14 protein-coding genes are annotated in these 26535 nt (G+C 70.9%); 6 read left to right on the forward strand and 8 right to left on the reverse strand.

Translation table 11 applies throughout. From position 1 onward, the window contains the following. The first annotated feature begins 37 nt into the window (after positions 1–37). Positions 38–412, forward strand: coding sequence for a YciI family protein (locus AC3WQM_RS25675; RefSeq protein WP_492682685.1), 375 nt, complete (start codon positions 38–40; stop codon positions 410–412). Beyond that, complete coding sequence (locus AC3WQM_RS25680) at positions 409–1665, forward strand: RNA polymerase sigma factor (protein WP_492682687.1); 1257 nt, start codon at positions 409–411, stop codon at positions 1663–1665. The genes AC3WQM_RS25675 and AC3WQM_RS25680 overlap by 4 nt, the downstream gene beginning before the upstream one ends. 12 nt (positions 1666–1677) lie before the next feature. Here the strand turns inward: AC3WQM_RS25680 and AC3WQM_RS25685 are convergent, their stop codons facing one another. After that, positions 1678–2394 carry an NUDIX hydrolase gene (locus AC3WQM_RS25685; protein WP_070063084.1) on the reverse strand — a complete coding sequence of 239 codons (717 nt, stop codon included), beginning with the start codon at positions 2392–2394 and terminating at the stop codon, positions 1678–1680. 115 nt (positions 2395–2509) lie between these two features. Here AC3WQM_RS25685 and AC3WQM_RS25690 point away from each other — a divergent pair, with 115 nt between their 5' ends. Genes AC3WQM_RS25690 through AC3WQM_RS25700 form a run of 3 tightly spaced genes read left to right on the forward strand, consistent with a single transcriptional unit; the run spans position 2510 to position 4614 of the window. Further along, positions 2510–3130, forward strand: a complete 621-nt coding sequence (locus AC3WQM_RS25690) for a DUF4291 domain-containing protein (protein ID WP_492682689.1) — start codon at positions 2510–2512, stop codon at positions 3128–3130. A gap of 12 nt (positions 3131–3142) precedes the next feature. Next, the gene (ybiA, locus tag AC3WQM_RS25695; protein WP_492682691.1) at positions 3143–3718 is read left to right on the forward strand and encodes a riboflavin biosynthesis intermediates N-glycosidase; all 576 of its coding nucleotides are present in this window, start codon (positions 3143–3145) and stop codon (positions 3716–3718) included. Further along, complete coding sequence (locus AC3WQM_RS25700) at positions 3715–4614, forward strand: ADP-ribosylglycohydrolase family protein (RefSeq protein WP_492682693.1); 900 nt, start codon at positions 3715–3717, stop codon at positions 4612–4614. The genes ybiA and AC3WQM_RS25700 overlap by 4 nt, the downstream gene beginning before the upstream one ends. Positions 4615–4626: 12 nt before the next feature. Here AC3WQM_RS25700 and AC3WQM_RS25705 read toward each other — a convergent pair whose 3' ends face one another. Then, positions 4627–6057, reverse strand: coding sequence for a serine hydrolase domain-containing protein (locus AC3WQM_RS25705; protein ID WP_492682695.1), 1431 nt, complete (start codon positions 6055–6057; stop codon positions 4627–4629). Positions 6058–6130: 73 nt separating this feature from the next. Here AC3WQM_RS25705 and AC3WQM_RS25710 point away from each other — a divergent pair, with 73 nt between their 5' ends. Continuing rightward, positions 6131–8716: an FtsX-like permease family protein gene (locus AC3WQM_RS25710; protein ID WP_492682697.1), complete on the forward strand. Its 2586-nt coding sequence runs from the start codon at positions 6131–6133 to the stop codon at positions 8714–8716. Between the two features lie 4 nt (positions 8717–8720). Here AC3WQM_RS25710 and AC3WQM_RS25715 read toward each other — a convergent pair whose 3' ends face one another. The 6 genes from AC3WQM_RS25715 to AC3WQM_RS25740 form a co-directional block, all read right to left on the reverse strand. Further along, on the reverse strand, positions 8721–9401 hold the full coding sequence (locus AC3WQM_RS25715; RefSeq protein WP_492682699.1) for an RNA polymerase sigma factor: 681 nt from the start codon (positions 9399–9401) through the stop codon (positions 8721–8723). Beyond that, positions 9388–21132: a filamentous hemagglutinin family protein gene (locus AC3WQM_RS25720; protein WP_492682701.1), complete on the reverse strand. Its 11745-nt coding sequence runs from the start codon at positions 21130–21132 to the stop codon at positions 9388–9390. Before AC3WQM_RS25720 ends, AC3WQM_RS25715 begins: the two co-directional genes overlap by 14 nt. Positions 21133–21473: 341 nt before the next feature. Then, positions 21474–22466, reverse strand: a complete 993-nt coding sequence (locus AC3WQM_RS25725; RefSeq protein WP_492682703.1) for a FecR family protein — start codon at positions 22464–22466, stop codon at positions 21474–21476. Positions 22467–22538: 72 nt separating this feature from the next. Then, on the reverse strand, positions 22539–23066 hold the full coding sequence (locus tag AC3WQM_RS25730; protein ID WP_307635466.1) for an RNA polymerase sigma factor: 528 nt from the start codon (positions 23064–23066) through the stop codon (positions 22539–22541). Between the two features lie 3 nt (positions 23067–23069). Next, on the reverse strand, positions 23070–23777 hold the full coding sequence (locus AC3WQM_RS25735; protein ID WP_492682705.1) for an STN domain-containing protein: 708 nt from the start codon (positions 23775–23777) through the stop codon (positions 23070–23072). 222 nt (positions 23778–23999) lie between these two features. Beyond that, positions 24000–26507 carry a penicillin acylase family protein gene (locus AC3WQM_RS25740; RefSeq protein ID WP_492682707.1) on the reverse strand — a complete coding sequence of 836 codons (2508 nt, stop codon included), beginning with the start codon at positions 26505–26507 and terminating at the stop codon, positions 24000–24002. Positions 26508–26535 lie beyond the last annotated feature (28 nt).

The raw sequence follows: 26535 nt of genomic DNA on the forward strand, positions 1-26535 counted from the left end.
CTCTTGCTCGGCAAGCTTTTCCTCACGGAGAAACACCATGCAGTACATGTTGATGTTCTACCAACCCGCCGCCGAATTCGAACAACGTGACGACCCCTCCTCGCAGGCCTACCGCGCGAGCTGGGTCGCGTATGCCGATGCGGTGCGCCAGTCGGGCGTCGCACTCGGCGGCCACGGCCTGCTGCCGCCCATGACCGGCACCACGCTGCGCGTGCGCGGCGACAAGCGCCAGGTGCAGGACGGCCCCTTCGCCGACACCAAGGAGCAGCTCGGCGGCTACTTCGTGGTCGACGTGCCCGACCTCGACGCCGCGCTCGAATGGGCCGCGCGTGCGCCCTGCGCCGCCAGCGGCGGTGTCGAAGTGCGGCCGGTCTTCACGGCCACCGCGATGGCGGGCGCGAGCCAGACGTGACCACCCCGGCGGCACATCACGCCGCCGAACAGGCGGCACGCAATTCAGCCGAACGCGCGGCACGCGCGTCGTACGGGCGGCTGCTGGCCATCCTGTCCGCCCGCACGCACGACATCGCGGCCTCCGAAGACGCCCTGGCCGACGCCTTCGCCCGCGCGCTCGAGCGCTGGCCCGCCGACGGCGTGCCGGTGCAGCCCGACGCCTGGCTGCTGAGCGTCGCGCGGCACCGCAAGCTCGACGCCTGGCGCCACAGCCGCGTGCAGGACGACGCCACGCAGACGCTGCTGCTGCTCGCCGGCGAGATGGACGAGGCCGACCCCGATGCCGCCACCGTGCCCGACGAGCGCCTGCGCCTGCTGTTCGTCTGCGCGCACCCCGCCATCGACGCCGCCGCGCGCGCGCCGCTCATGCTGCAGACCGTGCTCGGGCTCGACGCCGCGCGCATGGCCGGCGCCTTCCTCACCTCGCCTTCTGCGTTGGGCCAGCGGCTGGTGCGCGCCAAGGCCCGCATCCGCGCCGCCGGCATTCCCTTCGAATACCCGCAGGCGCGCGACCTGCCGCACCGGCTGCGTGACGTGCTCGACGGCATCTACGCCGCCTACGGCACCGGCTGGGACGACGTCGACGGCGCCGACGCCCTGCCGCGCGGCCTGACGACCGAGGCCATCGACCTGGGCCGCATCCTGTGCCGCCTGCTGCCCGCCGAGCCCGAGCCGCTGGGCCTGCTGGCGCTGATGCTGTTCTGCGAGGCGCGCACCGCGGCGCGCCGCACCGAGGCCGGCGCCTACGTGCCGCTCGACCAGCAGGACATCACGCGCTGGGACCACGCGCTGCTGGCCGAGGCCGAGCACCATCTGCGCATCGCGTCGGCCATGCAGTCGCTCGGTCCCTACCAGCTCGAGGCCGCGATCCAGTCGGCCCACTGCGAGCGCCGCGCGGGCGCACCGGTGCCGCCCGAAGTGCTGGTGTCGCTGTACGAAGGCCTGCTCGCGCTGCGGCCCAGCATCGGCGCGCAGGTCAGCCTGGCGTGCGCGCTGGCGAATGCGCGCGGGCCCGAGACCGGGCTGCGCGCGCTCGATGCGATTCCATCGGACGAGGTGGCGAGCTACCAGCCGTTCTGGGCGGCGCGCGCGCACCTGCTCGCGGCCGGCGGCGCGCGCGTGGCGGCGCGACAGGCCTACGACCGGGCGATCGGGTTGAGCAGCAATGGCGCGGTGCGGGCGTACCTGCACGCGATGTCGGAACGGGCCTGAGGCGACCCGCGCCTACCGCGCATTGAACGTGCGCGGAAACAACGCGGCCTGCGAACGGTCTCGCAATCGGTAGCCCATGGCGGGCCGGCCCAGGCTGCCCGCCACCATGCCTGCTTCTTCCATGAACCCACCATCCAGCATCCGCTTGCGGAAGGCACTCTTGTCGATGTCGCGGCCCAACACGACCTCATAGGCGTGCTGCAGCGATGGCAAGGTGAAAGGCTCTTCCAGAAGAAAGGCCGGCAGCGAGGTGTATTCCACCTTGCTGCGCAGACGCGCAACGGCCGCCTCGAGCAGTTCTCCGTGGTCGAACGCCAGACGTTTGCGCATGGCCGCATCGACCTCGAACCACGCCACCTCGGCGGCGTTGGCGCCGCTTCGCAATTGCATGGCCTGCGCCGGAATGAGTGCATAGAAGCAGTGCGTGGCCGACCACCCGCGCGGATCGCGCTGCGCCCCGCCCCAACTCCCGAGCTGCTCGAGATAGGGCGTGACCACGCCGGTCTTCTCGCGCAGCTTGCGCAGTGCGCAATCGAGCAACGAGGCATCTTCATCGGTGTTGATGAAGCCGCCCGGCAATGCCCATTTGCCAGGAAACGGCTCGTTGCTGTCGGCCGCCCGTTTCACCAACAAGACCTGCAGTGCGTCATCGAGCACAGTGAACATCGCCACATCGACAGTGACCAACGGGCGGGGAAAGGTCAAGGCAGGGAACGTTGAAGCGGGCATGGTCACGATCAGCTTGACTCCGGATTTATTAGTTGTACTATACAACCCATCATTAGTTGCACAGAGCAACTCAATGAGATCGCAAGAAGAACAACAACGAGAGGAACCCAGAACAATGAACAAGCAGACCATGCCGCTTCCCACCGAGCCCCATCTCGCCCAACGCGAGCGCTGGCCGCAGGACGGAAAGCACATCCTGGCGCATCACGATGCCCAGTCCGTCATCGTCTATCAGGCCTACCGCCCCGCCATCGGCGAATACGCGATCTGGCACGGCCGTCTCGACGGACCGGACTTCAGCCTTTCACGGATGAGCTGGATCAAACCGAACTTCCTCTGGATGATGTATCGCTCCGGCTGGGGCACCAAGGAAGGCCAGGAGGTCACGCTCGGGCTGCGGCTGCGCCGCGCGTTCTTCGAACGGGTCGTGCGCGAGGCCGTGCCCTCGACCTTCGATGCCGAGCGCTATCCTGATCGCGATGCGTGGCAGGAGGCGGTCAACCGTTCCGAGGTTCGCCTGCAATGGGACCCCGACCACGCACCGGCAGGCAACAAGCTGGAACGCCGCGCCATTCAGTTGGGCCTGCGCGGCCGAACGCTCGCCGCGTTTGCGAACGAAGAACTGCTCGAGGTGATCGACATGCGCGCCTTCGTGGACGCTCAACGCCCGATGGCGCAGAACGACAACCCCGGGCTGCAATTGCCGGTCGAGCATGTGCTCGGCTTCGAATCCTGAGGACCACAAGGAATGACGACGAACAGACCCCACGCGCTGCGCAGCAACGAAGACCTGCTCGCGCACATCGCCCAAGGCCACAAGATCGACTGCCTGCTCTTCTGGGGCCACCAGGTCCCGAAGGACGGCAGCATCGGCAAGAGCTGCTTCAGCCAGTGGTACGAGGCGCCCTTCACTGTCGAAGGCGTCACCTACCGTACCGCCGAGCATTTCATGATGGCCGGCAAGGCGCGGCTCTTCGGTGACGCGGCCACCTGCGAAAAGATCATCGCCGCGCGCACGCCCGGCGAAGCAAAGAAGCTGGGGCGCCAGATCGGCAACTTCGATGAAGCGGCGTGGCTCGAAGCGCGCTTCGACCTCGTGACGCGCGGAAACGTTGCGAAGTTCTCGCAGAACGCGGCGCTCGGCGCGTACCTGCTCGGCACCGGCCGGCAGGTGCTGGTCGAGGCGAGCCCCGTCGATGCGATCTGGGGCATCGGCCTCGCTGCGACGGACGCGGCGGCGCAAGACCCGCGCACCTGGAAAGGCCTGAACCTGCTGGGCTATGCGCTGATGGCGGCCCGCGACGAACTGAGGGCGGCCCCATGAACGCGGCGCGCTACCAGGGATGCCTGCTCGGGCTGGCCTGCGGCGATGCGGTGGGCACCACCGTCGAATTCAGCCCCCGCGGCAGCTTCGTGGCTGTGACGGGCATGCACGGCGGCGGTCCGTTCGACCTGGAGCCCGGCGAATGGACCGACGACACCTCGATGGCGCTGTGCCTTGCGGCAAGCCTGATCTATCGCGAGGACTTCGACGCCACTGACCAGATGAACCGCTACTGCAATTGGCGCAGCGTAGGCTACATGAGCAGCAACGGCCGTTGCTTCGACATTGGTGGCACCGTGTCGGCAGCGCTCAGTCGCTACGTCGGCTCCGGTGATCCGTTCGCGGGCGACCCGAGTCCTCGCACGGCAGGCAACGGCGCACTGATGCGGCTCGCGCCGGTGCCGATGTTCTACGCGCCGAGCGCCGAAGCCACCTGGCGGCAGGCCGGCGAAAGCACACGCACCACGCACGGCGCGCAGGAGGCTATCGAGTGCTCGCAGCTTTTCGCGTTGCAACTGCGCGCAGCGCTGCAAGGCGAAAGCAAGGCGGCGATCCTTGCCACCGTACCGTTGGCGCCCTTGAGCGAGAAGGTCGCGGCGCTGGCACGCGGCGACTACGCCTCGAAGCCGATCGAACGCATCAAGGGTTCGGGCTACTGCGTCGAATCGCTCGAAGCAGCGCTCTGGTGCTTCGCGCACACCGACTCGTTCGAGCAGGCGGTCCTCGCGGCCGCCAACCTGGGTGACGATGCCGACACCACCGCGGTGATCTGCGGCCAGATCGCGGGTGCCTTCTACGGCGTGGACGGCATTCCCGCCGGCTGGCTGCGCCAGCTCGTGATGCGCGACAAGATCACGCACATGGCGAACGACCTGCTCGCGCTGGCACAACGCTGAACGCGCCCGCGCTCACTCCGACCTCACGGCAGCGGCGGCCCCCACGCGTCGCCCTTCGAGCCGGCTGCCGCCCTGCGTCAGCGTCACCCCATTCACCTCACCACCATCGCCGCGCCGGAACACGAACTGCGCGCCGATGGCCGTCACCGCAAAACGATCCGGCCCCGTGGGCGTGAGAAGGTTGTAGCCCTTGCCCGATTCACGCGCCAGCAGACGCCCGTCGCGCACGGTGAAGCCCAGCATCTGCGCCTTGCCGACGCGGAACTCGCCCGCGTAGTCGGCCAGGCGCTTCGGATCGATGGGCACTTCGGTCGTCGGCACCGGGTAGCGGCTCTTGCCGATGGCGAGCATCACGGGCTGCAGCGGTGCGCGCTGGTTGCTGGCGAGCACGATGAGCGCTTCGCCGGTGTCGGGCGCCAGCAGCCAGAGCGTGCGGTAGCCCTCGGTGACGCCTGCGTGGTAGTAGGTGCGACGGCCGGTCTCGGGGCCGCGCACCATCACGGCATAGCCGATCTCGGCGCCCTCGTAGCGCGCGAGCGGCGTGAGCAGCCGTGCGGCGGCCGGGCCCAGCGGGCCGTGCGCGCCGGCGAGGATGGCGCGGCTGAAGGCCAGCATGTCGGCGGCGGTCGAGCGCAGCGCGCTGGCGGGCGCGTAGGCATGCATATCGAAGCGGCGCTGGCGCTGGTCGCCCGCGAACGGCGGCGCCATGCGCGAGGCCTTGTCGCCGAGCGGGATCACGGTGTCGTTCATGCCCAGCGGCTCGGTGATGCGCGCGCGCACCAGCTCGCCCCACGAGGTGCCGTAGCGCAGCGCCAGCAGCTGCCCGAGCAGCGCCATGCCGAAGTTGCTGTAGCGCGCCTCGCACGGCGCCGCAAGGGCCGTCAGGTGGATGCGCGCGAGCGCGGCCCAGAACATCGGCAGGTCGAAGCTGCGGAACTGCTCGGCCAGCGCGGCGCCACCGGTCACGCCGTCGGCCATCACGGGCAGGCAGCCGGTGTGGGTGACGAGCTGCCGCAGCGTGATCGACGCCACGGCGAGCGGCACGCCCTCGGCATGGCCGGCGAGCAGCTTGCCCACGCTGTCGTCGAGCGCCACATCGCCGCGCTCCACCGCCTGCGCGAGCAGCAGGCCGGTGAAGACCTTGGTGACCGAGCCGATCTCGAACATCGGCTGCTCCGCGCTGGCCGGCGCAATGGCGCGCGCCACCAGCGGCTCGGGGTTGTGGGCGATGCCGTAGGCGGCCTTGTCGCCGCGCAGCAGGCCGACCACCAGCGTGCCGCGCTCGGCGCCGAGCGCGGTGCGGGCCAGCACGGCGGGGTCGCTGGCGAGCGAGAGCGGTGCGGAGGGCGGTGCGAGTTGCGCGCTCGCCGCGCCCGCCAGCCAGGGCACGAGAAGCCAGGGCGCCAGCCAGCGGCGGCACCAGGCGGAGGGCAGAAGCCGCATCGTCGGAATCCTCGGGCGTGAAGTCGTCATCGTCGAACAGCCGCCATCCTGCCACGGCGGCCACAATGACCCCATGCGTGCATTGCTTTCGACCTTCTCCTGGCAGGAACTGCGCCACCACCCCTGGCGCAACGCGGCGGCCGTGCTGGCCGTGATGCTGGGCGTGGCGCTGGCGTTTTCGGTACAGCTCATCAACGCCTCGGCGCTCGACGAGTTCTCCAGCGCGGTGCGCTCGGTGAACGGCCAGCCCGACCTCGAGCTGCGCGCCGCGCAGGGCAGCTTCGACGAGGCCGTGTTCGGCCGGCTCGCGCGCCGGCCCGAAGTGGCGCTGGCGAGCCCGGTGCTCGAGTTCCAGGGCCTTGCGCTGAGCGGCGACGGGCGCCAGGTGCCGCTGCGCGTGATTGGCGTCGATGCGCTCGCGCTGCCCACCATCGCGCCCGCGCTGATGCCGCAGTCGGTCGCCGGTGCCGACCGCTTCGCGCTGTTCGCGCCCGGCCATGTGTTCCTCAACGCGGCGGCACGCCAGGCGCTGCAGCTGTCATTGCAGCCTGCGACCGGTGAAAGCCTGCAGCTGCGCAGCGGCGCCGCGTGGCAGCGCCTTGCGGTGTCGGGCCACGTGACGGCCGGCGGCGCGGCGCTGGCGGTGATGGACATCGCGGTCGCGCAGGAGCTGTTCGGCCCGCTCGGCCAGTTGAGCCGCATCGACCTGCGGCTCGCGCCGGGCACCGACCGCGCGGCCTTCGTGGCCGCGCTCGAGAAGTCGCCCGATTGGCCCGCGGGCCTGAAGTTCGCCGAGCCGGGCGATGCGGCCGAGCGCGTGAGCAACCTGTCGCGCGCCTATCGCGTCAACCTCACGGTGCTGGCGCTGGTGGCGCTGTTCACGGGCGCGTTCCTGGTGTTCTCGGTGCTCGCGCTCAGCGTGGCCAAGCGCGCGCAGCAGTTCGCGCTGCTCGGTGTGCTGGGCCTCACGCCACGCGAACGGCTGCGGCTGGTGCTGGCCGAATCGCTGGTGCTCGGGTTGATCGGCAGCGCCGCCGGCCTGGCGCTCGGCACCGCGCTCGCGGCCTTCGCGTTGCGCGTGCTGGGCGGCGACCTGGGCGGCGGCTACTTCGAAGGCGTGGCGCCCCGGCTGCACTGGAGCAGTGGCGCCGCGCTGCTGTACGGCGGGCTCGGCGTGGTGGCCGCGCTGGTGGGCGGCTGGTGGCCCGCGCGCGCCGCGCAGGCGCTGCCCGAGGCGCAGACGCTCAAGGGCCTGGGCGCGGCGCCCGCGCAGGGCCGCCACCACTGGCTCGCGCTCGGGCTCATCGGCGCGGGCGCGGCGCTGGCCAACCTGCCGGCCATCGGCGGCATTCCGGTGGCGGCGTACCTGTCGGTGGCCTGCCTGCTGGTGGGCGGCATCACCGCCCTGCCCTGGCTGATCGCGCTGCTGTACGACCGCGTGGCGCCGGCGTTTGCACGGCGCGTGCTGCCGATGCTCGCCGTCGAGCGCGCGCGGCGCATGCGCGGCACGGCGGCCGTGGCGGTGAGCGGCGTGGTCGCAAGCCTGAGTCTGGCGGTGGCGCTCACGGTGATGGTCGCGAGCTTTCGCGAATCGGTCACGCACTGGCTCGACGTGGTGCTGCCGGCCGACCTGTACGTGCGTGCCACCTCGGGCGGGCGCGGCAGCGGCAACAGCGGCGGCACGAGCAGCACCGACACCGCGACCTTCGCGCCGGCCTTCGTGCAGGCGCTGGCGCAGCTGCCCGGCGTGGCGCGCACCGGCACGCTGCGCACGCAGTCGCTGCAGCTCGACCCCGCGCAGCCCGCCGTGACGCTGATCGCGCGCAGCCTCGAAGGCGGCGTGGTGCGCGGCCTGCCGCTGGTGGGCGAGGCGCTGCCGGTGCCGCCCGGCCAGACCGGCATCTACGTGAGCGAGCCGATGGTCGAGCTGTACGGCGCAAAGCCGGGCAGCGCGTTCGCGCCGCTGTCCGATGCGATGCGCACGGCGACGCCGCAGGTGTTCTTCGTGGCCGGCGTGTGGCGCGACTACGCGCGGCAGTTCGGCGCGATCGCGATGGACGCGCGCGACTTCGAACGCATCACCGGCGAGCACGACGTGAGCGACGTCGCGCTGTGGCTCGCGCCCGGTGCGTCCGAAACGGAAGTGCAGGCGGCCGTTCGCGCCCTCGCCTCGCGCGCATCACGCGACGGCGCAGTCGAACTTGCCTCAGTCGGCCAGATCCGCGCCACCTCGCTGCGCATCTTCGACCGCAGCTTTGCCGTCACCTACTGGCTGCAGGCCGTGGCCATCGCCATCGGCCTGTTCGGCATCGCGGCCAGCTTCAGCGCGCAGGTGCTGGCGCGGCGCAAGGAGTTCGGCCTGCTCGCGCACCTGGGCTTCACGCGGCGGCAGGTGCTGGCCGTGGTGGCCGGCGAAGGCGCGGCCTGGACCGCCATCGGCGCGGTGGCCGGGCTGCTGCTCGGGCTGGCCGTGTCGGTGGTGCTGGTGAAGGTGGTGAACCCGCAGAGCTTCCACTGGAGCATGGACCTGCTGGTGCCCTGGGTGCGGCTGCTGGCGCTGTGCGCGGCCGTGGTGGCGGCCGGCACGTTCACGGCGTGGATGGCCGGGCGCGCCGCGGCGGGGCGCGATGTGGTGCTGGCGGTGAAAGAGGACTGGTAGCGCCTCACGTCTGCGCGCGCGGCGCGCTGGCGCGCAGCGGGGCGACGACTTTCTCCTGCCATCGCCGGGACAGACCGCGCCGGGGCGCAGCGCCCTCCGCCCGCACGGTGTGACCGGACGCATGCGCGCAGTAGTCCAGGGCCTGGCGAAGTGCCGTGTCCACTCTGCGCAGAGAGATGCAATGCCGGTCTGCCACGTCCTGGCGGGTCATCTCCTCGATCTGCAGCGCCACGAGCACCGAACGATGCCGATGCGAAAGCCGCTGCATCGCCTGCTCGACGGCCTCCACGGCCGAACGCGCCTCGGCGATGGCATCGGGGCCGGGCGCGTGATCGGCCAGGAGATCGAGTGCCGTATCCCATTCGCCCACGTACTGCCAGGACCGGTCGCTGCGCAGGCGATCCATCGCCAGGTTGCGCGCCGTTCGATAGACATAGGCCCCGGGACTGCGCACGGGCTCCGATGCCGTCATCTCGCCCAGGCGCAGCCAGGCGTCGTGCAGGCACTCGCTGGCCTGGTCGGAACAGCCGAGATCGCGGGCCAACCGGCGATGCAGGTACGTGTAGTTCGCTGTCAGGAACGCCCGCAGCACGACGCCGGTGGGCTCGCCGTGACCCGCGAATGGCCCTTGAAAACAAGGACCGGGATCGAACTCAGCCGCGGACATCGTCTTACTTGCCGGCATGGCGCAGCCTGCTCTTCTCGGCGTCGGTCAGCAACGACATCACCGACGCGTCGAACTGGTTGCCGTGCCCAAAGACCTGCACCGGATTGGCAGGGTCGTACCGAGGCGCAGCGCCCGCTTGCGCGCCGGGACGTGACGGCGACGATGCACCCGCACCGCCCGGCGACAGGCTGTCGTTGCCGAAGCCCAGCACCCGCACCGTGAAGACCGAGGGCAGGTTCTGCCGTGCCGCGGCCCGCTCCTGGCGCAGGGACTCCTGCGCCGCCATGGCCGCCGCCGACGCCGCGGCGCTGGCGGTGGTCAGTGCCCCGATGTTCACCGCGGCCACCACCGGCAGCCCGGTCGTTTCGCCCTTGACCTGGATGTTGTCGGCGTTGCGCACCTGCAGCGCGGCAATGTTGAGGTTGCTCGCGACCCGGATGCCGGCATCGCCCGCATCGATGGTGCCCCTCGGTGCGACCAGGTCCACGTCGCCTTCGCCCACGGTGCCGATGCCGGCGCCGCTCATGTCGCGCTTTTCCTGCACGGTGATGTTGCCGTCCACGTCCGACGTGACTTCCGGCGCCTGCGGGATGCGCACGGTCTTGGCGCCGCGGCCGGCGTCGATGTCGCCCTGGCTGGACCACAACACCTGGTCGCTGCCCAGCGGTTCGGCCTGCGAGACGAAGGACAGGATGCGCGAACGGTTCACGATGATGTCCCGGTCGGTGAACACATTGACCTGCCCCGGCGAGGCCAGCGTCACCAGGCCGTATCCGTCCGGCACCACCGCGCCCAGCCCCGCCACCTGCAGGCCGCCGCCGGGGGTGAAGACGTTGATGTCGCCGCCCTGGTGGGTGCGCGCCGCCATCCGGGTCGCGGCGATGCTGCCCACGCCGGACCAGCTGCTGCGCCAGTTGTCCGGCAGGTCCGCGGCGTAGCGAACGGGCTGGCCTTCGGCCGTCGCACCGCGGAACAGCGTGTCGATGGCCGCGGAGCCGCGACGGTAGCCGCCGTTGATCGGGCCGTTCTGCCCATCGCCGCCGTTCTGGTCGCGCCCTCCTTCGCGCAGTTCGTAGACAAAGACCTGGCGCAGGAACTGCTCGCGCACCAGCGGCGGCAGTTGCCGGTATTGCTCCCACGCCTGTTGCGGGCTCAGCTTGCCGTCCGCGTTGGCGGCCAGGCCGGCGACCTTGTCGGCACCGAGCACGCCTTCCACGAAGGACACCAGGCCCCGGCGCGTGAGCTTGGGCAGGTCGCCGCGGTGGTCCACGCCGTCGGTGAGGTACAGCGGCGCCACCGTCCCGTCGGCCAGGGTGGTCTTCAGGTACTGCGGCATGGCGGCCACGTTGGCCGGGTTCAGGTAGGCCGACTCGAAGGCGTCGTAGCGGGCGGCCTTGTTCATGCCGGCCATCAGGGTGATGTCGGCGCCCTCGGCGGGCAGGGCCTTGATGATGTTCGTTTCCTCGCCGCGCGGCGTGGCCGACACGTAGTCCCAATAGCGGTTGCCATTGGTGTACAGCGAAAAGTTGTTGCCCTGGATGTCGCGCCCGGCCAGCAGCAGCAACTCCCCCGGCCCTTGCAGCGCGGTGCGGCTGCCCCTGTCGTAGTAGTACGACGCCGCGCCTCCGCTGGCTCCCGCATAGGGATGCGACAGGAACCGGTTGGCGACAGCCAGGATGTCGTTGCCCGCCGCCAGCACCGTGCTGTCGGTGGCGCGCAGGTTGCGCGCGCTCAACTCGAAGTTGCGGATGTCGGTGCCGGCCTGCACGCGCACCGATTCCGACGCGATCAGGTTCAGGTCGCTGATGGAACCGGTGGCCGCATAGAGGCGGCTGGGCGCGAAGTCGTGCGCCTGCATCGGCAGCGTGTCCGGGTTGTCGAACAGCTCCGCCCCCCCATTGGCGCTGTTCGTCAGGAAGGGGTTCGTCACCGAGAAGCCGCCATAGACCGACTTCAGCGGCGCTCCGAACGCCGACGCACCGCCCAGCACGGTCGTGAGACCTGTCCATGGCCGGAAGATCGAGGGCCACTTGTCCAGCGTGGTCTGGGTCATCACGATGGCCCCCGTGTTCAGCAGGCTGCTGCCGCGCAGGAAGCGCAGGTCTTTCGCGGCCAGCAAGGAGAGGTCGGTGGTGTTCGCCGGCGCCATCGGCAGCAGGCCCGCGACGTCGATGCTTCCGCTCAGGGCCGACACGCTCAGCTTGGCCGGGTACAGGCCCACCATGTCCGTCTGGAGCTTGGTGTCCGTCATGCCATTCACCAGCTTGGTGGTGTTGCCCGTCTCGTTGCCCGCCACGTATTCCGACTGGTTTTCCAGGCGCACGTTGCCGCCGGTGGACACCAGCGTGACGGCGCTGCGCTCGGTATGGCTGCTCATGAACATCGCATGGCTGGCCCCGCCACTGGTGTCCTTGTCGACCTGGTCGACGTAGGCACGGCGTATCTGCATGGGGTCGATCACGGTCTGCAGGACCAGGTCGCCCAGCGTCTGCAGCTTGAGCGTGGCGTCCGACAGCGCCAGCACGGGCGCGATGTCGTAGGCATAGGTGGCGCCGGACCCGTTGCTCACTGTGCCGGTCATGACATAGCCGGCGGCGCTGGTGCCTGCGTCGATCTCGCCCGCGCCGCGGCCCACGTAGTACTGGCCGGCCTTCAAGGCGCCGCCTGCGCTCACCTGCAGCTGCCCGCCGTTGCGCGTCACGATGGAGGCCGCGGCATCGCCGGCGGAACGCCCGCCCGTCACGCGCATGGTGCTGGGCAAGGCCACCACCAGGTTCACCAGGTCACCGCCCGCCGACAGCTTCACGTTGCCGCCGCCCAGCGCGCCCAGGCCCTGCTGGAAGCTGGCGTGGTTCACCCACCAGCTCGGTTGCTGGCCCCGCGCCGACATGACCGGCGCCCAGGTGTCGCCCATGTTGTAGGGGTCGTAGTAGCCGGTGGGGCTGCTGAACTCGCCGCCGTAGCGTCCCTGGCGGAACAGCCATTCGGTCAGGATCTGGTCCGACCGCACGCCCTGCTGGGTCGGCGCGCGCACGCTGCCCTGGACCGCGACGTCCAGGTGGCCGCCTGCGGTGCCGTACTGGGCATCGACGCTGGCGGTGTCGAAGCCGCCACCCAGGGTGGGATCGGCCTCGGCCCGGCCCGCCGTGTACAGCGCGGACTCCTTGTGGGCGAGCACCAGGTCGCGCCCGGCGCGCACCGTCAGGTCGCCGCTGCCGGTGCGCACCAGCTTGCCGGCGCCCGACTCGGTGCCGGCCGTGCCCACGCGGATCGTGCCGGTGTCGGCTGCAAGCGCGCCCGATGGCCGCGTGGCCAGTGCATCGACCGACCCCAGGTCCGCGCCCGCCACCAGGCGCAGGTTCCACGAGGCCGCCTGCTGCAGCCGCGCCGCCCGGCCCGCGCCGTTGTCGCGGCCCGCCACGTCGAAGCCGTCGCTCAGATGGCCGTCGATGTTCAGGTTGCCGCCGGCGCGCAGCGTGAGCGTGCCTTCGCGGTGCGCCGCACCGAAGCTGTCGAACAGATTCCAGTCGCGGCCGAGCGTCAGGTCGCCCGGGCTGGTGATCTCGATGCCCGCCGCCAAGGTGTAGGCGGCGGCGTTGCCGCCCAGCCTTGCCAGGATGCCGCTGTGGCCTGCAAAGGCATTGGCCTCGGCGATCGCCTGCGGGGCCACGGATTCCACCGTGCCGTCCGTGCTGGCATGGCGGCGCACGCCTTCGAGCACCGCGGAGCGCGCGCCCTGCACGGCGGCGTTCAGCGCCGTGACGTTCAGGCCGTCGTTGCCTGCGGTGCGCTGCGCCCGCAGCCGCAGCTTGCCGCCTTCGCCGCCGCTCAGGTCCAGCGTGCCACCGGCCAGGTGCAGCTGGCCGTCGACCGCTTCCAGGTCGATGCGGCTGCTGCCCAGGCCATCGACGGCGTCGGTGGCATGGGCCGCCAGCACCGCGCCAGGCTGCATCGTCAGCCCTGCCCCGCCGACCAGGCGGATGCTGCCGCCGTAGGCCGCGTGGGCCTCGACGCGCGCCGTGCCGTCGACAGCAATCACGCCGCGGTCGGTGATGACTTCGAAGTCGGCCACCCGCGTGGTGCCCGCGATCGTGAGGTCGCCCTGGCGGACGCGGAACTGCCGCGAGCGGCTGAAGCCCGCATCGTTGAGCGTTCGCGCCAGCGCGCCGAAATCGTCCAGCCGATCGATGGCCAGCGCGAAGTTGCCGCCATTGCCGCCGGCACCGGCCTGCGCTTGCAGGGTGCCACCGAAGTGGACCCGTCCGCCGGCCGATGCGTCCACGGTCAGGCGGCCGGCGTCGCCACCGCGCGGATGGGCGGACAGGTCCAGCAGGCTGCCCGGGGCCAGGTCGATCAGGCCGCCCCGGGTCGCCAGGCTGATCTGGCCCGCGTCCACGTACTGGGCCGCGTCGAAGAAGACTTTTTCCAGGCCGCCCGCGTGCAGGCGGCCCGAGTCTGCAACCGTGAGGTTGCCCGTGCCGGCATCGACCGCAATGCTGCCGCCCAGCGCGAGCACCGGCAGCGCCACGGTCACGCCCTGGCCCGACAGGCTCAGGCGCGCGCCCAGGCTGGCGCGGCCCAGTGATGCCATCTCTTGCGCATCCAGTTGCGCGTCCTGCTGCAACACCAGTTGGCCCTGCGTTCGCACGGTCTGGTCGGCGCCGGACACCCCTTGCAGCACCGGCGTGCGCAGCGTCAGCGCCGCCGTCCCGGCGTCCAGGCTCCCGGTGCCTTCGCCGGCGATGCGCCGGCTGGCCGACAGCAGCACCTGGTCGAAGCCGGACATCGTCTTGTCGCCCGCGCCCAGCACCAGCTCGCCAGCCGACAGTTCCAGACGACCACCGCCCGTGCCCGCACTGCTCAGCGACGCGCCCGTGTTCTGCAGCGTCAGGTGGGAGGCCTGCACCTGCACGGCATCGGCGCCATGGCCCCGCAAGGCTGCGGCGTCGAACACCACCTGCGCCAGGCCGCGCATGTCGAGCGAGCGATAGAAGTCCAGGCTGCCGTAGCTGTGCAGCGTCAATGACTGCGCGCGCGACAACTGCGCCAGGGCGTCGGTGTCCAGCACCAGGCCGCCGCTGCCACCGCCGATGCCGATGCGGCTCGCGGCCACCGACAAGGCCTTGCCCGACAGCTGCGCGCCGGCGGCCATCTCGGTGTTGTTGGTGGCGTCGAGCAGCAGCGCCTCGCCGCCCTGCAGCAGTGCACCGGCGCCGATGCGCACCTGGCCGCCGACGGTGGTGTCCACGTTCTCGCGCAGCGCCCGCACGGCCTGGCCGCTGCTCACGCGCACCAGCGCACCCCAGTCTCTGGAAGGCGTGACGATGTGGTCGTCGCTGGTGTCGTTGGGCGTGTTGTTGTCGCTCCACACGGCCGCCACCTGCGGCTTGAGCACCAGGTTCGCCTCGTCGCCCGACGCCCGGCCGTCCGCACGCAGCACGCTGCCCGACTCGATCGACACCGCATTCGCCGCGGCCAGGATCACTTCCGGGCCGCTCAACGCGGTGCCTGCCGTGTTGCGCAGCACCACGTCGCTGGCGGCCACGTCCACCTGCAGGCCCCGCACGTTGCCCGTGCGCGTGCCGCCCACCAGCAGGCTGCCCGCGCCGAAGCGCGTCAGGCTGCCGGCATCCACGACCAGGTAACCGTCGGCGCGCAGGTCGCTGCTGTCCTGCCCCGCGCCGAAGATGGCGATCTTGGCGGCGGCAATGTCCACCAGGCTGCCGCGCCCGCCCGCATCGGGTTGCGCGCGCAGTTCGCCGTCCAGCGTCAGCGCGCGGTCGGCCTTGAACACCACGGCGCCGCCATCGCGCGCCAGGCGCGGGGTCACGACGTCCTGCCCCGTGAGGCGGTATTGCGTCAGCTTGAACGCATCCGACGAGAAGAAGGCGTTGCCCCGCGCTTCGTTGTATTCGCTGACCTTGCGCACCAGGCTGGCGGGCAGCACGCGCCAGCCCGAGGCCGTGGCATCGCGCGCGCCACTGATCGTGTTCTGTTCCCGCCCGGCCACGATCGTCGAACCGTCACGCAGGCTCACCACCTCGCCACGGGACGCGGCCCACGCCGGCAAGGCCTGGCCCGTGCTCTGCACCGCGAAGGCGCCGGGCAGCAGCGCATAGCGCGCCGGCAGCAGCGTGTACCAGCCGGCCCCCAGGCCGCCGCCGGCCAGCCAGACCTTCTGGCCCGCCGCACCGCCCGCCACGGGCGACAGGCCCTGGTAGCCCGGCAGCACGGCGTACATGCCGGGCAGCGTCAGCACGTCGTGCGAACCGCCCGAGCCGGGCACGTGCTCCCACGCATGCAGGTCGCCCCCGCCCGCGATGTCCACCACCGCGCCCGCGGCCATGGCCACATCCGGCGCTTGCAGGAGCACGCGCTTTTCCGGCAGGGACGAGAGGTAGCGGTTTTCGTCCAGGGAACTGGCATCGCCGGCATTGGCACGGTTGCGGCCCTGCGGGTTGGCCGGGTCCAGCCAGTACTCGGCGTTGCGCAGGCTGCCGTAGAGCACGTCCAGGCCCGCGCCGGACACCGAGGTCAGGCTGTTCGTGCCCAGCGTCAGGCGCTCACTGGCATTCAGCGCGATCTGCCCGAAGGGCGCGCGCAGCACGCCGTCCTGCTCGATGACGGGCGCGTTCAGCGTCAGGCTGCCGCCGGCCGACAGAGGCGCCGCGGCGCTCCCGTTGCCGCGCACGGTGATGGACCGGTCCGAGTTGATTCGCGCCGTGACCGCGGTGGCCGGGTAGACCTGCGCGGCCTTGATCTCCAGCGCGCCCCCCACGTCCAGCGTGGCCCGCAGCTGCGGGTCGTCGTAGTCGATGCCGCCTTCGCTGTAGGCGCCCGCGACGAAGCGCAGGTCGCCGGTGTCCAGCACCGTGCGTTCGAAGCCGCGCAGCTTGACGTCGACGGGCGACGCAGACTCGCCCTTCGCACCCCTGCCTGCGATGTCGATGGCCTGGGTGGCCGACAGGATCAGTTCGCCCGCATTGCGGGCCGGGGCGCCGACCGCGCCCACCGCGCCTGTCAGCGGGTTCAGTTGCAGATGGTGGGCGTGCAGGCGCACCACGCCGCCCAGCCCGTCGCTCTGGATGACCGGGGCGGTGATGCCCAGGCGGCCGGCGACGCTCAGGTCGACACCGCCGGCCAGCTGCACGCCCACTTGCGTGGAACGCAGGTCGACCGCCGAGAAGCCCGTGTCCTGCAGCGCCTTCGCCGACACGTGCAGGGTGCCGTCCGAGGTGGCGATGTTGCCGATGTGGATCTTGTGGCTCAGCGCCGTTCCGGTGCCGCTCCAGAAGTACTTGTTGAGCAGTTCGACCACCCGCCTGTCGATGCTCGCGTCGTGCTCCCACGGCGCCCTGTCGGCGCCCGGTCCCGCGGCCAGCGCCGCGCCCGCGTCGAGGACGAGCCCCTTGCTGCTGGACACCGACGTCGGCAGCGTGGTGTTGATCGCGGTGCGCATGGCGCTGCTCATCTTGACGTCGCCGGCGTACTCGTCGCGCACGTCGAGGTTGCCGCTGGTGCCGATGATCCGCGCGTACTTTTCTCCGTTGAAGGTGTACGTGCCGGTGGGGCTCTTGTAGTAGAGGAAGGAGCCGATGTCCGGCGCCACCAGGTCCCCGGACGCACTCCCGGCCGCGCTCGTGTCCGTGATGGACAACGAGCCGCCCGCCGCCTGGGCGTTGCCGCCGTGGGCGCGCAGCCTGGCGTTCATGGCACCGCCGGCGGCGGCCTCCATCACGACCGCGCCGCCATTGCTGCCCAGTTCCTGGTCCACGCGCCGCAGGGCGCCGAGCGCACCCGTGCCGCGGTCCCAATACGCCACCGTGCCCCGCGCACCCGACACGTCGATCAGCGCACCCGCCTGCGCATCCAGCGTGCCGGCGTTCAGCGTGACCGTGCCGCCCGGCAGCACCTTGCCCAGGGGCAGGCGCATGGCCGGGTCGTGGAAGATCTGCGCCACGCCGGGCAGCAGCAGCTCGGCCCCGTCGGCCAGCGTCAGGGTTTTCTTGGCGCGGATGTTCAACGTCCCGGCCGGCGCCTGAAGGCGGCCTGCCACCCGCACGGAAGCCTGCCCGGACCCGTCCGCGTCCAACGAGATCGTGCCGCCGGTTTCTGTCTGGATGCTGGCGTTCGCGTCGATGCGGATGCCGCCACCGGTCGCGCCGGTCGCCAGCGACAGGCCGCCGGGCGCGCGCGCGGCGCGGCGCTGTTCGCTCAGTTCGTCCAGTGCCTTGGGGGCCAGCACATCGCCCAAGGCGCTGCCGCTGGGCAGCGTGCGCAGCGTCGATACCGCGGCGGGCATGTCCCAGCTCGTGGGCTGGATGTGCACCTGTGCGCCTTCCGCGACCACGACGTCCCCGCCGAGCGAACGGATGCCGATCGTGCCGAAGCCGCGCTCGGCGTACAGGGTCTGCGGCAGGTGCAGCGGTTTGGCTGCGCCCGATGCCTTGTCGCCCGTTGTGTCGGCCGCGGGCGCGGCGCCGCCCACCTGCACGTCGCCGATCGCCGTGAGCGTGAGCCGGGACGCATCGCCCCCCGCCCAGCCGCGCAGGTCCAGCGTCTCGAGCGCCGTGTTGTCGAAGGCCGTGAGGCTGATGGCCCCGCCGTTGCCCGCCTTCACCTTGCCTGCCTTGCCGCCCGCCGTGACACCGGACAGCCAGCCGCCGCCGGACACGTCCAGTGCCGCACCGGCGGCCACCTCCACGTTGCCGTACACCGTGCCCAGGCCCTCCTTCATCGGGGTGCCCAGTGCAATCGAGCCGCCGTGGATGGCGCGGCCCAGCGTGACGCCTTGGCCGGTGTCGTTGACCCACTGGCCCGCGACGCTCAGCAGGCTGTTCGCGCCCAGGCGCAGCACGCTGTCCGCCTTGCCGCCGGCGCTCAGGGCAATGGTGCCGCCCGGGGCGATGAGCTTGCCCTGGATGTCGAAGTTGCCGGGGATGCCCTGGCCGTCGTAGACCGCGGCCGTGAAGCGCGCCCCCGGCTGCAGAGTCACCACCGCGCTGTCTTCCAGCACGAAGCCGGTATTGAGGTTCAACTCGATGGCGGCCAGGCCCGAATGGCTCAGCCCCGCGGCGGACAGCCAGGTGGTGCGGCCCACGCCCGCGCCGGCGCCGGGGGCTTGCCCTTCGGGCTCGGTCAGGAAGGCGTCCTTGCCCAGCGGGCTGTCGATGCTGAAACCCGCCGGCAGCAACGCGGGCTTGTCGCTGATGACGACCTGGCCCAGGGTCCACATGCCCTCTTGCGCGCGGTTGGAACCCACCGTGAGGCGGCCGGCCCGAGGCAGCTCGGCCACTTCCTGCACCCGGTCGCCGGGCTGCACCGAGCCCCTGAACTCACCCTCCAGGATGAAGGCGCTGCCGGCACGGATGTCGATCGAACCGGCATTGCGGCCTTCTTCGTAGCCCGGCTCCCAGCGCCGCCCCGACAGCATCGGATTGACATAGGTCTGCGTGACGCCCCAGCGCGCATGCGCCTGCAGGTACTGGCCCGCGATGCCCGTGTAGGTCATGTCCGCCGGCGCGGACGACATCGTGTAGGTGCGCCCGTCCGCGCCGCGCAGCAGGGTTTCCGTGTTCCAGCCGTCGCTGTAGCGCACCGAGCCGCCCGACACATCCAGGATGGAGCCCGGCCGCGTGATCACCGAGCCGTTGGACTGGATGGTGATGTCGCCGCCTCGCGCCGCCAGCTCCGACAAGCCCACCAGGCCGTTGCCCACCCAGCCCGTCACGTCCGCCAGCGGGGTGCCGACCCAGACGCCCTTGAGCGCCTTGCCGGACTCGTCGGTGACCCATTCGACGCCCGCCATCAGCCCCTTGAAGCTGCCCGACCGGCGGCGATCCACGATGACCTTCCGGCCGTACAGCCAGGTGTTCGCCTGCAGGTGGGAGTCGCGCAGTTCGTTGATGCGCAGTTCGGCCTCGACGAAGTTGCTGGCCATGTCCACCGGCATCTGCATCAGACCCGCGGTGCTCACGGTGGCGTGTTCACCGATGAGGATGCGGCTGCCGTCACCCACCTGGGTGTTGCGCTGCAGGGCCGCCGGGTTGGCCTGGGCCTGGATGTCGATGTGGCCTGCAGCGGCGGTGACCTGGGCACGGGTCTGCACGTCGATCGTCTTGCCGTAGAGCTCGATGCGCCCGGGCTGGTAGCGGTTGGCCAGCGAGCCGCTTTCGATCCGAGTGGTGTCCTGCCAGTCGTTGACGACCTGGGTGATGCTGTCCGGCCCCAGGGTCAGCGTGCCGCCCGACCAGGCCGTCAGGCGCGGGACGTCGGCCGCCAGATTGATGTCGATGTTGTGCACGCCCTGGCCCCAGGCGCGCAGGCGGATGGAGCCCGTGCGGTTGTTCAGTGCGGTGCTGGCCTGCAGGATGCCGCCTTGATTGATCTCGCGCGACACCATGGTGATGTCGCCGTGATCGGCCTGGACGATGCCGGTGTTGTGCACGCTGTAGCCGACCTGGGCCGCGCGCTGTTCCATCAGCGGCAGGATGTCGGACACGATGCGCCCGATGAGATAAGGCTGGAAGGCGGGCGCTGTCTGCGGATTGATCAGGAACTTGGCCGGAAAGAGCCAGGGCCGCACCGACGAGGTGACGGCATCGAAGCCGCGCACGGTGGGGCTGATTTCCTTGGCTTCCAGCCACACGTTTTCGCCGGCGCCCAGCAGCGTCTGGCCGCTCGGCGTGCGGATGCTGCCCGCGTTGCTGACCTTGGGCGCGAACATCAGCACGTGGCCGCCCTGCCCCGTGATCTGCGCACCGGCCGCCACCTTGACGTCGCCCGGCGGCTTGCCCGGATCGAAGGCCGGGCCCATGTCGGCGAACTGCACGTTCGAATCGGCCGGCATCTGCCTGGAGTTCTCGCCGAAGGTGGGAATGCCGACGCCCACTTCGAGGCCGCTCCAGTAACCGGGGTCACCCGATTTCGCGCCCAGGCGCGTGTTGAGACCGGCCTTGAACTGTTCGTCGCTGAGCTTGAGGCTGGAGGCGACCAGGTTGCGCACGTTGACCTGGCTGCTGCCGGTGAACAGGATGCCGTTGCGATTGATGAGGTAGACGCTGCCCTCGGCCTCGATGCGGCCGGCGATCTGGCTGGGTCGGCCGCTGGGGTCGTTGATGCGGTTGAGCGCGATCCACTCGTTGGCACCGGTCTTGGCGTGGGTGCCGGCACGCTGGTCGAACTTCACCGTCGTGTGCTTGCCGACGTTGAAGGTCTCCCAGTTCAGGATGGCCTTGTCGGCGGTCTGCTCGATGGTGACCGTGGTCCTGCCGTTGGCTGCGGACTGGACGGGGTCCCTGGCGTTGAGCCAGCCGGCGGTCAGCGAATTCGTGTCGACCTTCAGGCCGCCGTCGGTAAGACCGTCCGGCGCGGAGTCGCCGCTGGCCAGCGCCTCGGCCCGCTTCTGTGTCTGCTGTGCCTGCTGCGCGGCGATCGCGCGCGCGGCCAGGTTCAGGTTGGTGATGGACGTCTGCAGCTGCTGGCTCGCCGCCGACGACGGCTGCGTCGGGTGGATCAGGCTGGACGCCGGCGCGCCGTTCGGCAGCTTGCCCGTGGCGATCGCGCCCGCCTGCGCCGCGCCCTTGTCGGCGAACCACGCCGGACTGAACGCCCGCTGGGCGTGCGCGCTGCCGAGAACCCCACCGGCGGCCAGCGCCACCGCGATGGCCCGCGCGAGGGGCGCCCTCCTGAAAACCTGCTGCGCCGCGCGCGCCGGTCGATTCTTTTCGTTGCACCCACTGATGGTCATGTCTCGTTCCCGCCGAAGTAAAGCCTGTGCCGAAGGGGCAGCGCGCGTCGCGCAGGCCAGCCCCGTTCAAGAAGCCCCTGCAATGGCGATCGAAAGCCAACGCGACAGGAGCCGTCAGTTTCTTGACGGGACGGAAACGTCGAATTCCAGAAGAATATTTTTGGCCTCGTTGTGGGCGCGCGCGTGTCGCTGCGGCCTCGGCCCGGAAAGTCCTTGCAGATCAACGGCGGGGACGCACTGCACCTCGGCAAAGTCACGAAAGCTTCACAGTGGCTGCGCACGACGACCATGGGAAGCCGCGACATCGAGACAGGGTCACCACCCAACCCCGGTGGCCAACGCTAGCTCAGGACCAGCACGCCGGCGGGGAGCGACCGGGCGTTCAAACCGAAGGAGCGCTGCATCTGGAGCAAGGCCAGATCGAGGCGGTCGAGCTTGAAGGTCGCGGTGACCGTTTTCCCCCGCAGCGCATCCACCATCAGCACCACACGCCCGGGGCGGTAGCGATTGATCTCGTCCAGCACCGCCGACAAGGGCGCCTGCTTGAACACGAGCTCACCGCGCCGCCAGGCAGAAGCCACCTCGGGGTCTGCGGCGGCGATGCCGCTGATCGAGTGATCGCGGTAGACCGCTTGCTGGCGTGCCAGCAGCACACGGTCGCCGGCCGGATGCTCGATGCGCACGCGCCCCGCCAGGCAAGTCACGCACACCCGCCCTTCCAGGCGGCTGATCTCGAAGCGCGCCGATTCGCCAATGCTGCGGCCGGCGCCGGCCACGACGCTGAAGGTGCGCGCACGGGGCAGCATCTCGATCGCCGCTTCGCCGTTCAGCAACTCCAGCCCCTCGGCCTGGTCGTCCGAAGCCACCCGGCGGATGCTGGTGCGGGTGTTCAAGGTCACGTCGATCTGGTCGGACCACGCGATCGCACGCTGCTCGCCGGCGGCCGTGCGCCAGTCCGCACGCCACTCATTGGCCGCGGGCCACAACCCCAAGGGCGAATAGACCGCCACCCCCGCGACACCCGCCGCGGCGGCTGCGCCCGCCACGCCCAGGAAGGCCCGACGGCTCGCCGCGGGCTTGCGCAGGGTCTCGCGGTGAAGGCTCGCCGCTTCGGCGTCGGTGCGCACCAGCCTGTTCAGCGCGGGCTGAAGCACGCGCCACTGCTGCCGGGCCTCGATGAACGCCGCCTGATGCAAGGGACTCGCGTCGCGCCAGCGCCGGAACGCCTGCGCCTCCCACTGTGTGGCGGCGCCCGAATGCAGCTTGCGCACCCACGCGCGCGCGTCTTCGCGCAGCGTCTCGGGAAGCGTCGGTGGTGAAGGGTGCGTCGTCATGTCGGTTTCAGGGGCCCCGTACTTGATAGACGGTTGCCGACACCGCAATCCGCAAACTATTTCTTCGTGCCGTCATGAAGACCTGCCAGAGCGCGGCTCCAGCCGCGAGAACAGAAGATCCTGTGCGGCCTTCAGTTCGTACTCGACGGTCCGCACAGGAATGCCAAGCCGCGTGGCCACGTCCCGCTGGGACCAGCCCTCCAGTCGAACCAGCAGCAGGATCTCGCGGCGGCGCGGCGGCAGGCGCGACAGCAGGCCGTCCAGCGCCTCCAGCTGCGAACGGGCTTCGGCGACCTCGGCGGGGCCGGGCGCCGGGTCCGGCAGCTCATTCATCAGCATGTCGATGTCGTCGGACAGCAAGACCTGGCTCTGTGCGCGCCGGACGTCGATCGCCAGGTTGACCGCCATGCGCAGCAGGTACGCCTGGGGCGTGGCAATGGGGCCCGCCATGGGCTGGCTGCGCTCCAGCTTCAGCCAGGTTTCGTGCAGGGCGTCTTCCGCCAGTTCGCGATTCCCCAGCCGCACGGCCAGGCGCTGCCTGAGCTGCTCGTAGCGTTGCACCAGGAAGCTGCGCAGCAGCGGGATGACGTTCTCCGTCATGCGTCAGTGCACCGTGGCACAGCGGGGTCCGGGCAACACGTCGTGCGGGAGGATGGCCAGCGTGAGCGGCAGCGCCAGGTCCGCCGGCGGGGGATGGTCCATCTTCAGAGGAGCCAATGCCGCAAGCATGGCGGCGTCCCGCCCGGGGTCTCCCGAAGACGACACCAGGCGGGCCTGGCTGATGCGGCCCGACGCGGTCACCTGCAGTTGCAGGATCGCGCGGTAGTGACCGGGGGCCGTACGAAGATCGGCGCACAGCGCGTCCCAGACACGGGCCTGGACCAGAGCGTCGTACCCGCGTGGCGAAGCGGCGGTCGATGCCAGCCCGGGCGCCGCGGCGACGCGCTTCAGGATGAAGGCGCCGGAAAGCTGCGTGTCCACGTCGTCCGCGGTGAACCCCGTGCCGGCCAGCAAGGCCCGCAAGGCGGCATGCGGCGTATGGCGCCCGCGCACCGGGGCGGACGTCCGCCCGGCCACCCACTCGTCGATGAACATCACCGATCGCCCCGACACCGCGGCGTATTGCGCCAGGGCAGCCGCCAAGGGCTGCGCCGGCAGATCGAAGTCCAGCATCTGCGATTCGGACGACGCGCGGGTGGCGGCATCTGCCGACTGCACGTCGGTGCCCGCGGCCACGGCCTTCGCTGTCGATCCCCAAGCGATGCAGACGCACACCACGGTGCACGTGAGGCCGGAGACGAAGGCTCGCACGAGCCTGTCGTCCCTGCCCCGACCCAAGCCCCGTCCAACCACTCGCCCACGACCACCATGCGCTGAAGTCAACAAGGAAGAAGTGGATCGTGTCAGCAAGCTTGTGGGCAGTATTTCAACTCCTGCAAGCATCACATCGGCGAATGACGACCGCGTGACGACCGCATGGCCGGGCGCGCCGCCGCGGGGCGCGGGCAGCGCCCTCTTGCGTGACCGGTCCTGCTAGCGCCCCGGCGTCAGCTGGATCCGTTCCACCGTTTCCCTCTCGACCGCGCCACGGCTGTAGACCAGCGGCACGTACTTGCCTTCGAGCCACAGCGGCGCGAGGTCGCGGTAGTTCGGGCTGTCGGGGTTGCCCGACTGGCCCGGCGTGTTGATGACGCGCGAGGCGTCCCAGTTGCCCACGTCGAGCACCATGCGAAACGACGCGCCCGAGGTCAGCTTGTAGTCGTTCGCGCGGTAGGTGGCAGCCATCGGCGTGAACGACGAGCCGGACATCGGCCAGTCGCCCACCTCGAGCTTCTTTCGCGTGGCCGCATCGACCACGCCGCCCAGCGGATGCCGGAACTCGGCGCGGTGCAAGGCGCCCCACTTCCACGCCGCCGGATCGGGCCCGAGCTTGGCGGACAGCTCCTGCATGGCGGCGGGCAAGGTCGTCAGCAGCAAGGCATCGCGCTGCGCGTTGCTGACCCAGCCGGACGGGCTCTCCAGCAGCAGCACCATGCGCGTGTTGTCGCCGGGCGCGGCCAGCGCGGCACCGGCATCGCCCGCCCCGGCCTTGAGCACGGCCTGGCGCAGGAACTTGCTGCTCCACACCTCGTACAACGCGGCGGCCGCGCTGTCGCGGTCCATGGCGCCGTCCCAGCCCTGCAACAGGCGCAGCGCCGCCGCGGTCTGGGCGTCGTCGCTGCGCTGGCCGGCCAGCAGCTTCAGCACGCGCTGCGCCGGCGTCGCGACGATGTCGTTCTGCATGCGCTCCGAGTCCTCGATGGTGAAGCGCGACCCCGCCGCCACCTTGGCCGCGAACAGTTCCTTGAGGCGCAGCGCGCGCGCCGCATCGCTCCACTCGTAGCCCACGCCCTTCTTCGCGGCGGGGTGGTCGGGCGGGATGTTGTTCTCGTTGGCCGTGACCACGTAGCCCCGCGCGGGGTTGAACTCCGAGGGCAGCTCGTCGCCGTTGCGAAAGCCCGACCATTCATAGCGGCCGTCGCCCGGCACGGGCATGAGGCCGTCCCAGTTCGGGCGGATCGGCGTGAGGCCGCCCGGAATCCAGCCGACGTTGCCGCTGCTGTCGGCATACACCTGGTTCTCGCCCGGTGCGCCCCAGCGGTTCATGGCCGCGCGGAACTGGTCCCAGTTGCGCGCGCGCATGTAGTCCATCGAACCGAAGTACGGCGCCATGCCGGGCTCCAGCCAGGCGGCGCGCAGGGCGAAGGCGCGACGCTTGCCGGGCTCCGCGACCAGCACCGGGCCGTGGCGCGTGAAGGTGTTGACCACCTCGCGCGGCGCGGCCTCGCCCTTGACCGCGATGCGCTCGGTGACGCGCGTCATCGGCTCCCAGCGGCCCTGGTAGCGGTACTCCTCGGGGTTGGCCGGGTTGAGCTCGTACACGTACAGGTCTTCCTGGTCCATGTAGAAGCGCGTGAGGCCGAAGGCGATGGTGCCGTTGTGGCCGATCGACAGGCCCGGCAGGAAGGGCTCGCCCGCGCCGATGGCGTCCATGCCGGGCGCGCTCAGGTGCGTCATGTAGCGCAGGCTCGGCGCGCCGTGCGCGCGGTGCGGATCGTTGGCCAGGATCGGCCGGCCCGTGGACGTGAGCTTCGGCGCGATGACCCAGTTGTTGCTGCCGTAGGCGGCGGTGGGATCGCCCTGCGCCGCCTCGTCCTGCTCGGCCTTCGCGGCCATCGCCTCGGCGCTGCCGGGCAGCAGCGCGACCGGCGTGGAAGACGCGCCCGCGTTCATGCCCACGCGCGTGTTCTCCTTGGTGAAGCGCGGCGCATCGGTCGCCCGCAGGTAGGCCGCGCGCAGTTCCGCCGCCGGAAGGCTGCAGGGATCGAAGCCCTCGGGCACCTTGGGCGTGACCGGCGGATCGAGTTCGCGGCGCAGCCAGTCGGCCTTGACGCCCGGCGCGCCGGCGCAGAAGGCGCGTGCGCGGTCGACCTCCGAGCTGAAGTTGAGCGTGAGCCCGTGATGCCGGATGCGCACCACGTCCTCGGGCGACCACGTGGCCGGCTGGTAGCCCAGCAGCGCGAACTCGGTCGGCAGCAGCGCGGGCTGCGCGCGCACCTGCGCCACGTAGGCATTGACGCCGGCCGTGAAGGCCTCGGCCACGCGCTTGGCGTCGGAGCCGTAGGCCAGCCATTCGCGGTACATGTCGCCGCGGTAGAGCACGGCGCGCGCGGCGCGGTCGCTCTCGACCCAGGCGGGGCCGAAGTCCTTCGCCATCTCGCCCAGGCCGCGCTTGCGCCACAGGTCCATCTGCCAGAGCCGGTCGCGCGCGGCGATGAAGCCCTGCGCCACGAAGGCGTCGTAGAGCGTGCCCGCATACAGGTGCGGCACGCCCCAGCGGTCGACCAGCACTTCGGCGGGCTTCTCGAGGCCGGGCACCGCGAAGGATGACGAGGGTCGCGTGGGCGTGTTCACGCCCGGGGCGTTGGACGCGCACCCTGCGAGGGCGAGCACCGCCAGCGACACGGCGCCCAGGGAAAGCCGATGGTTCATTCTCTTCATGCAGTTCGTCTCCGGTCTTGTTGTGGAT

Source organism: Variovorax sp. FW301-JW7 (assembly GCF_058788795.1).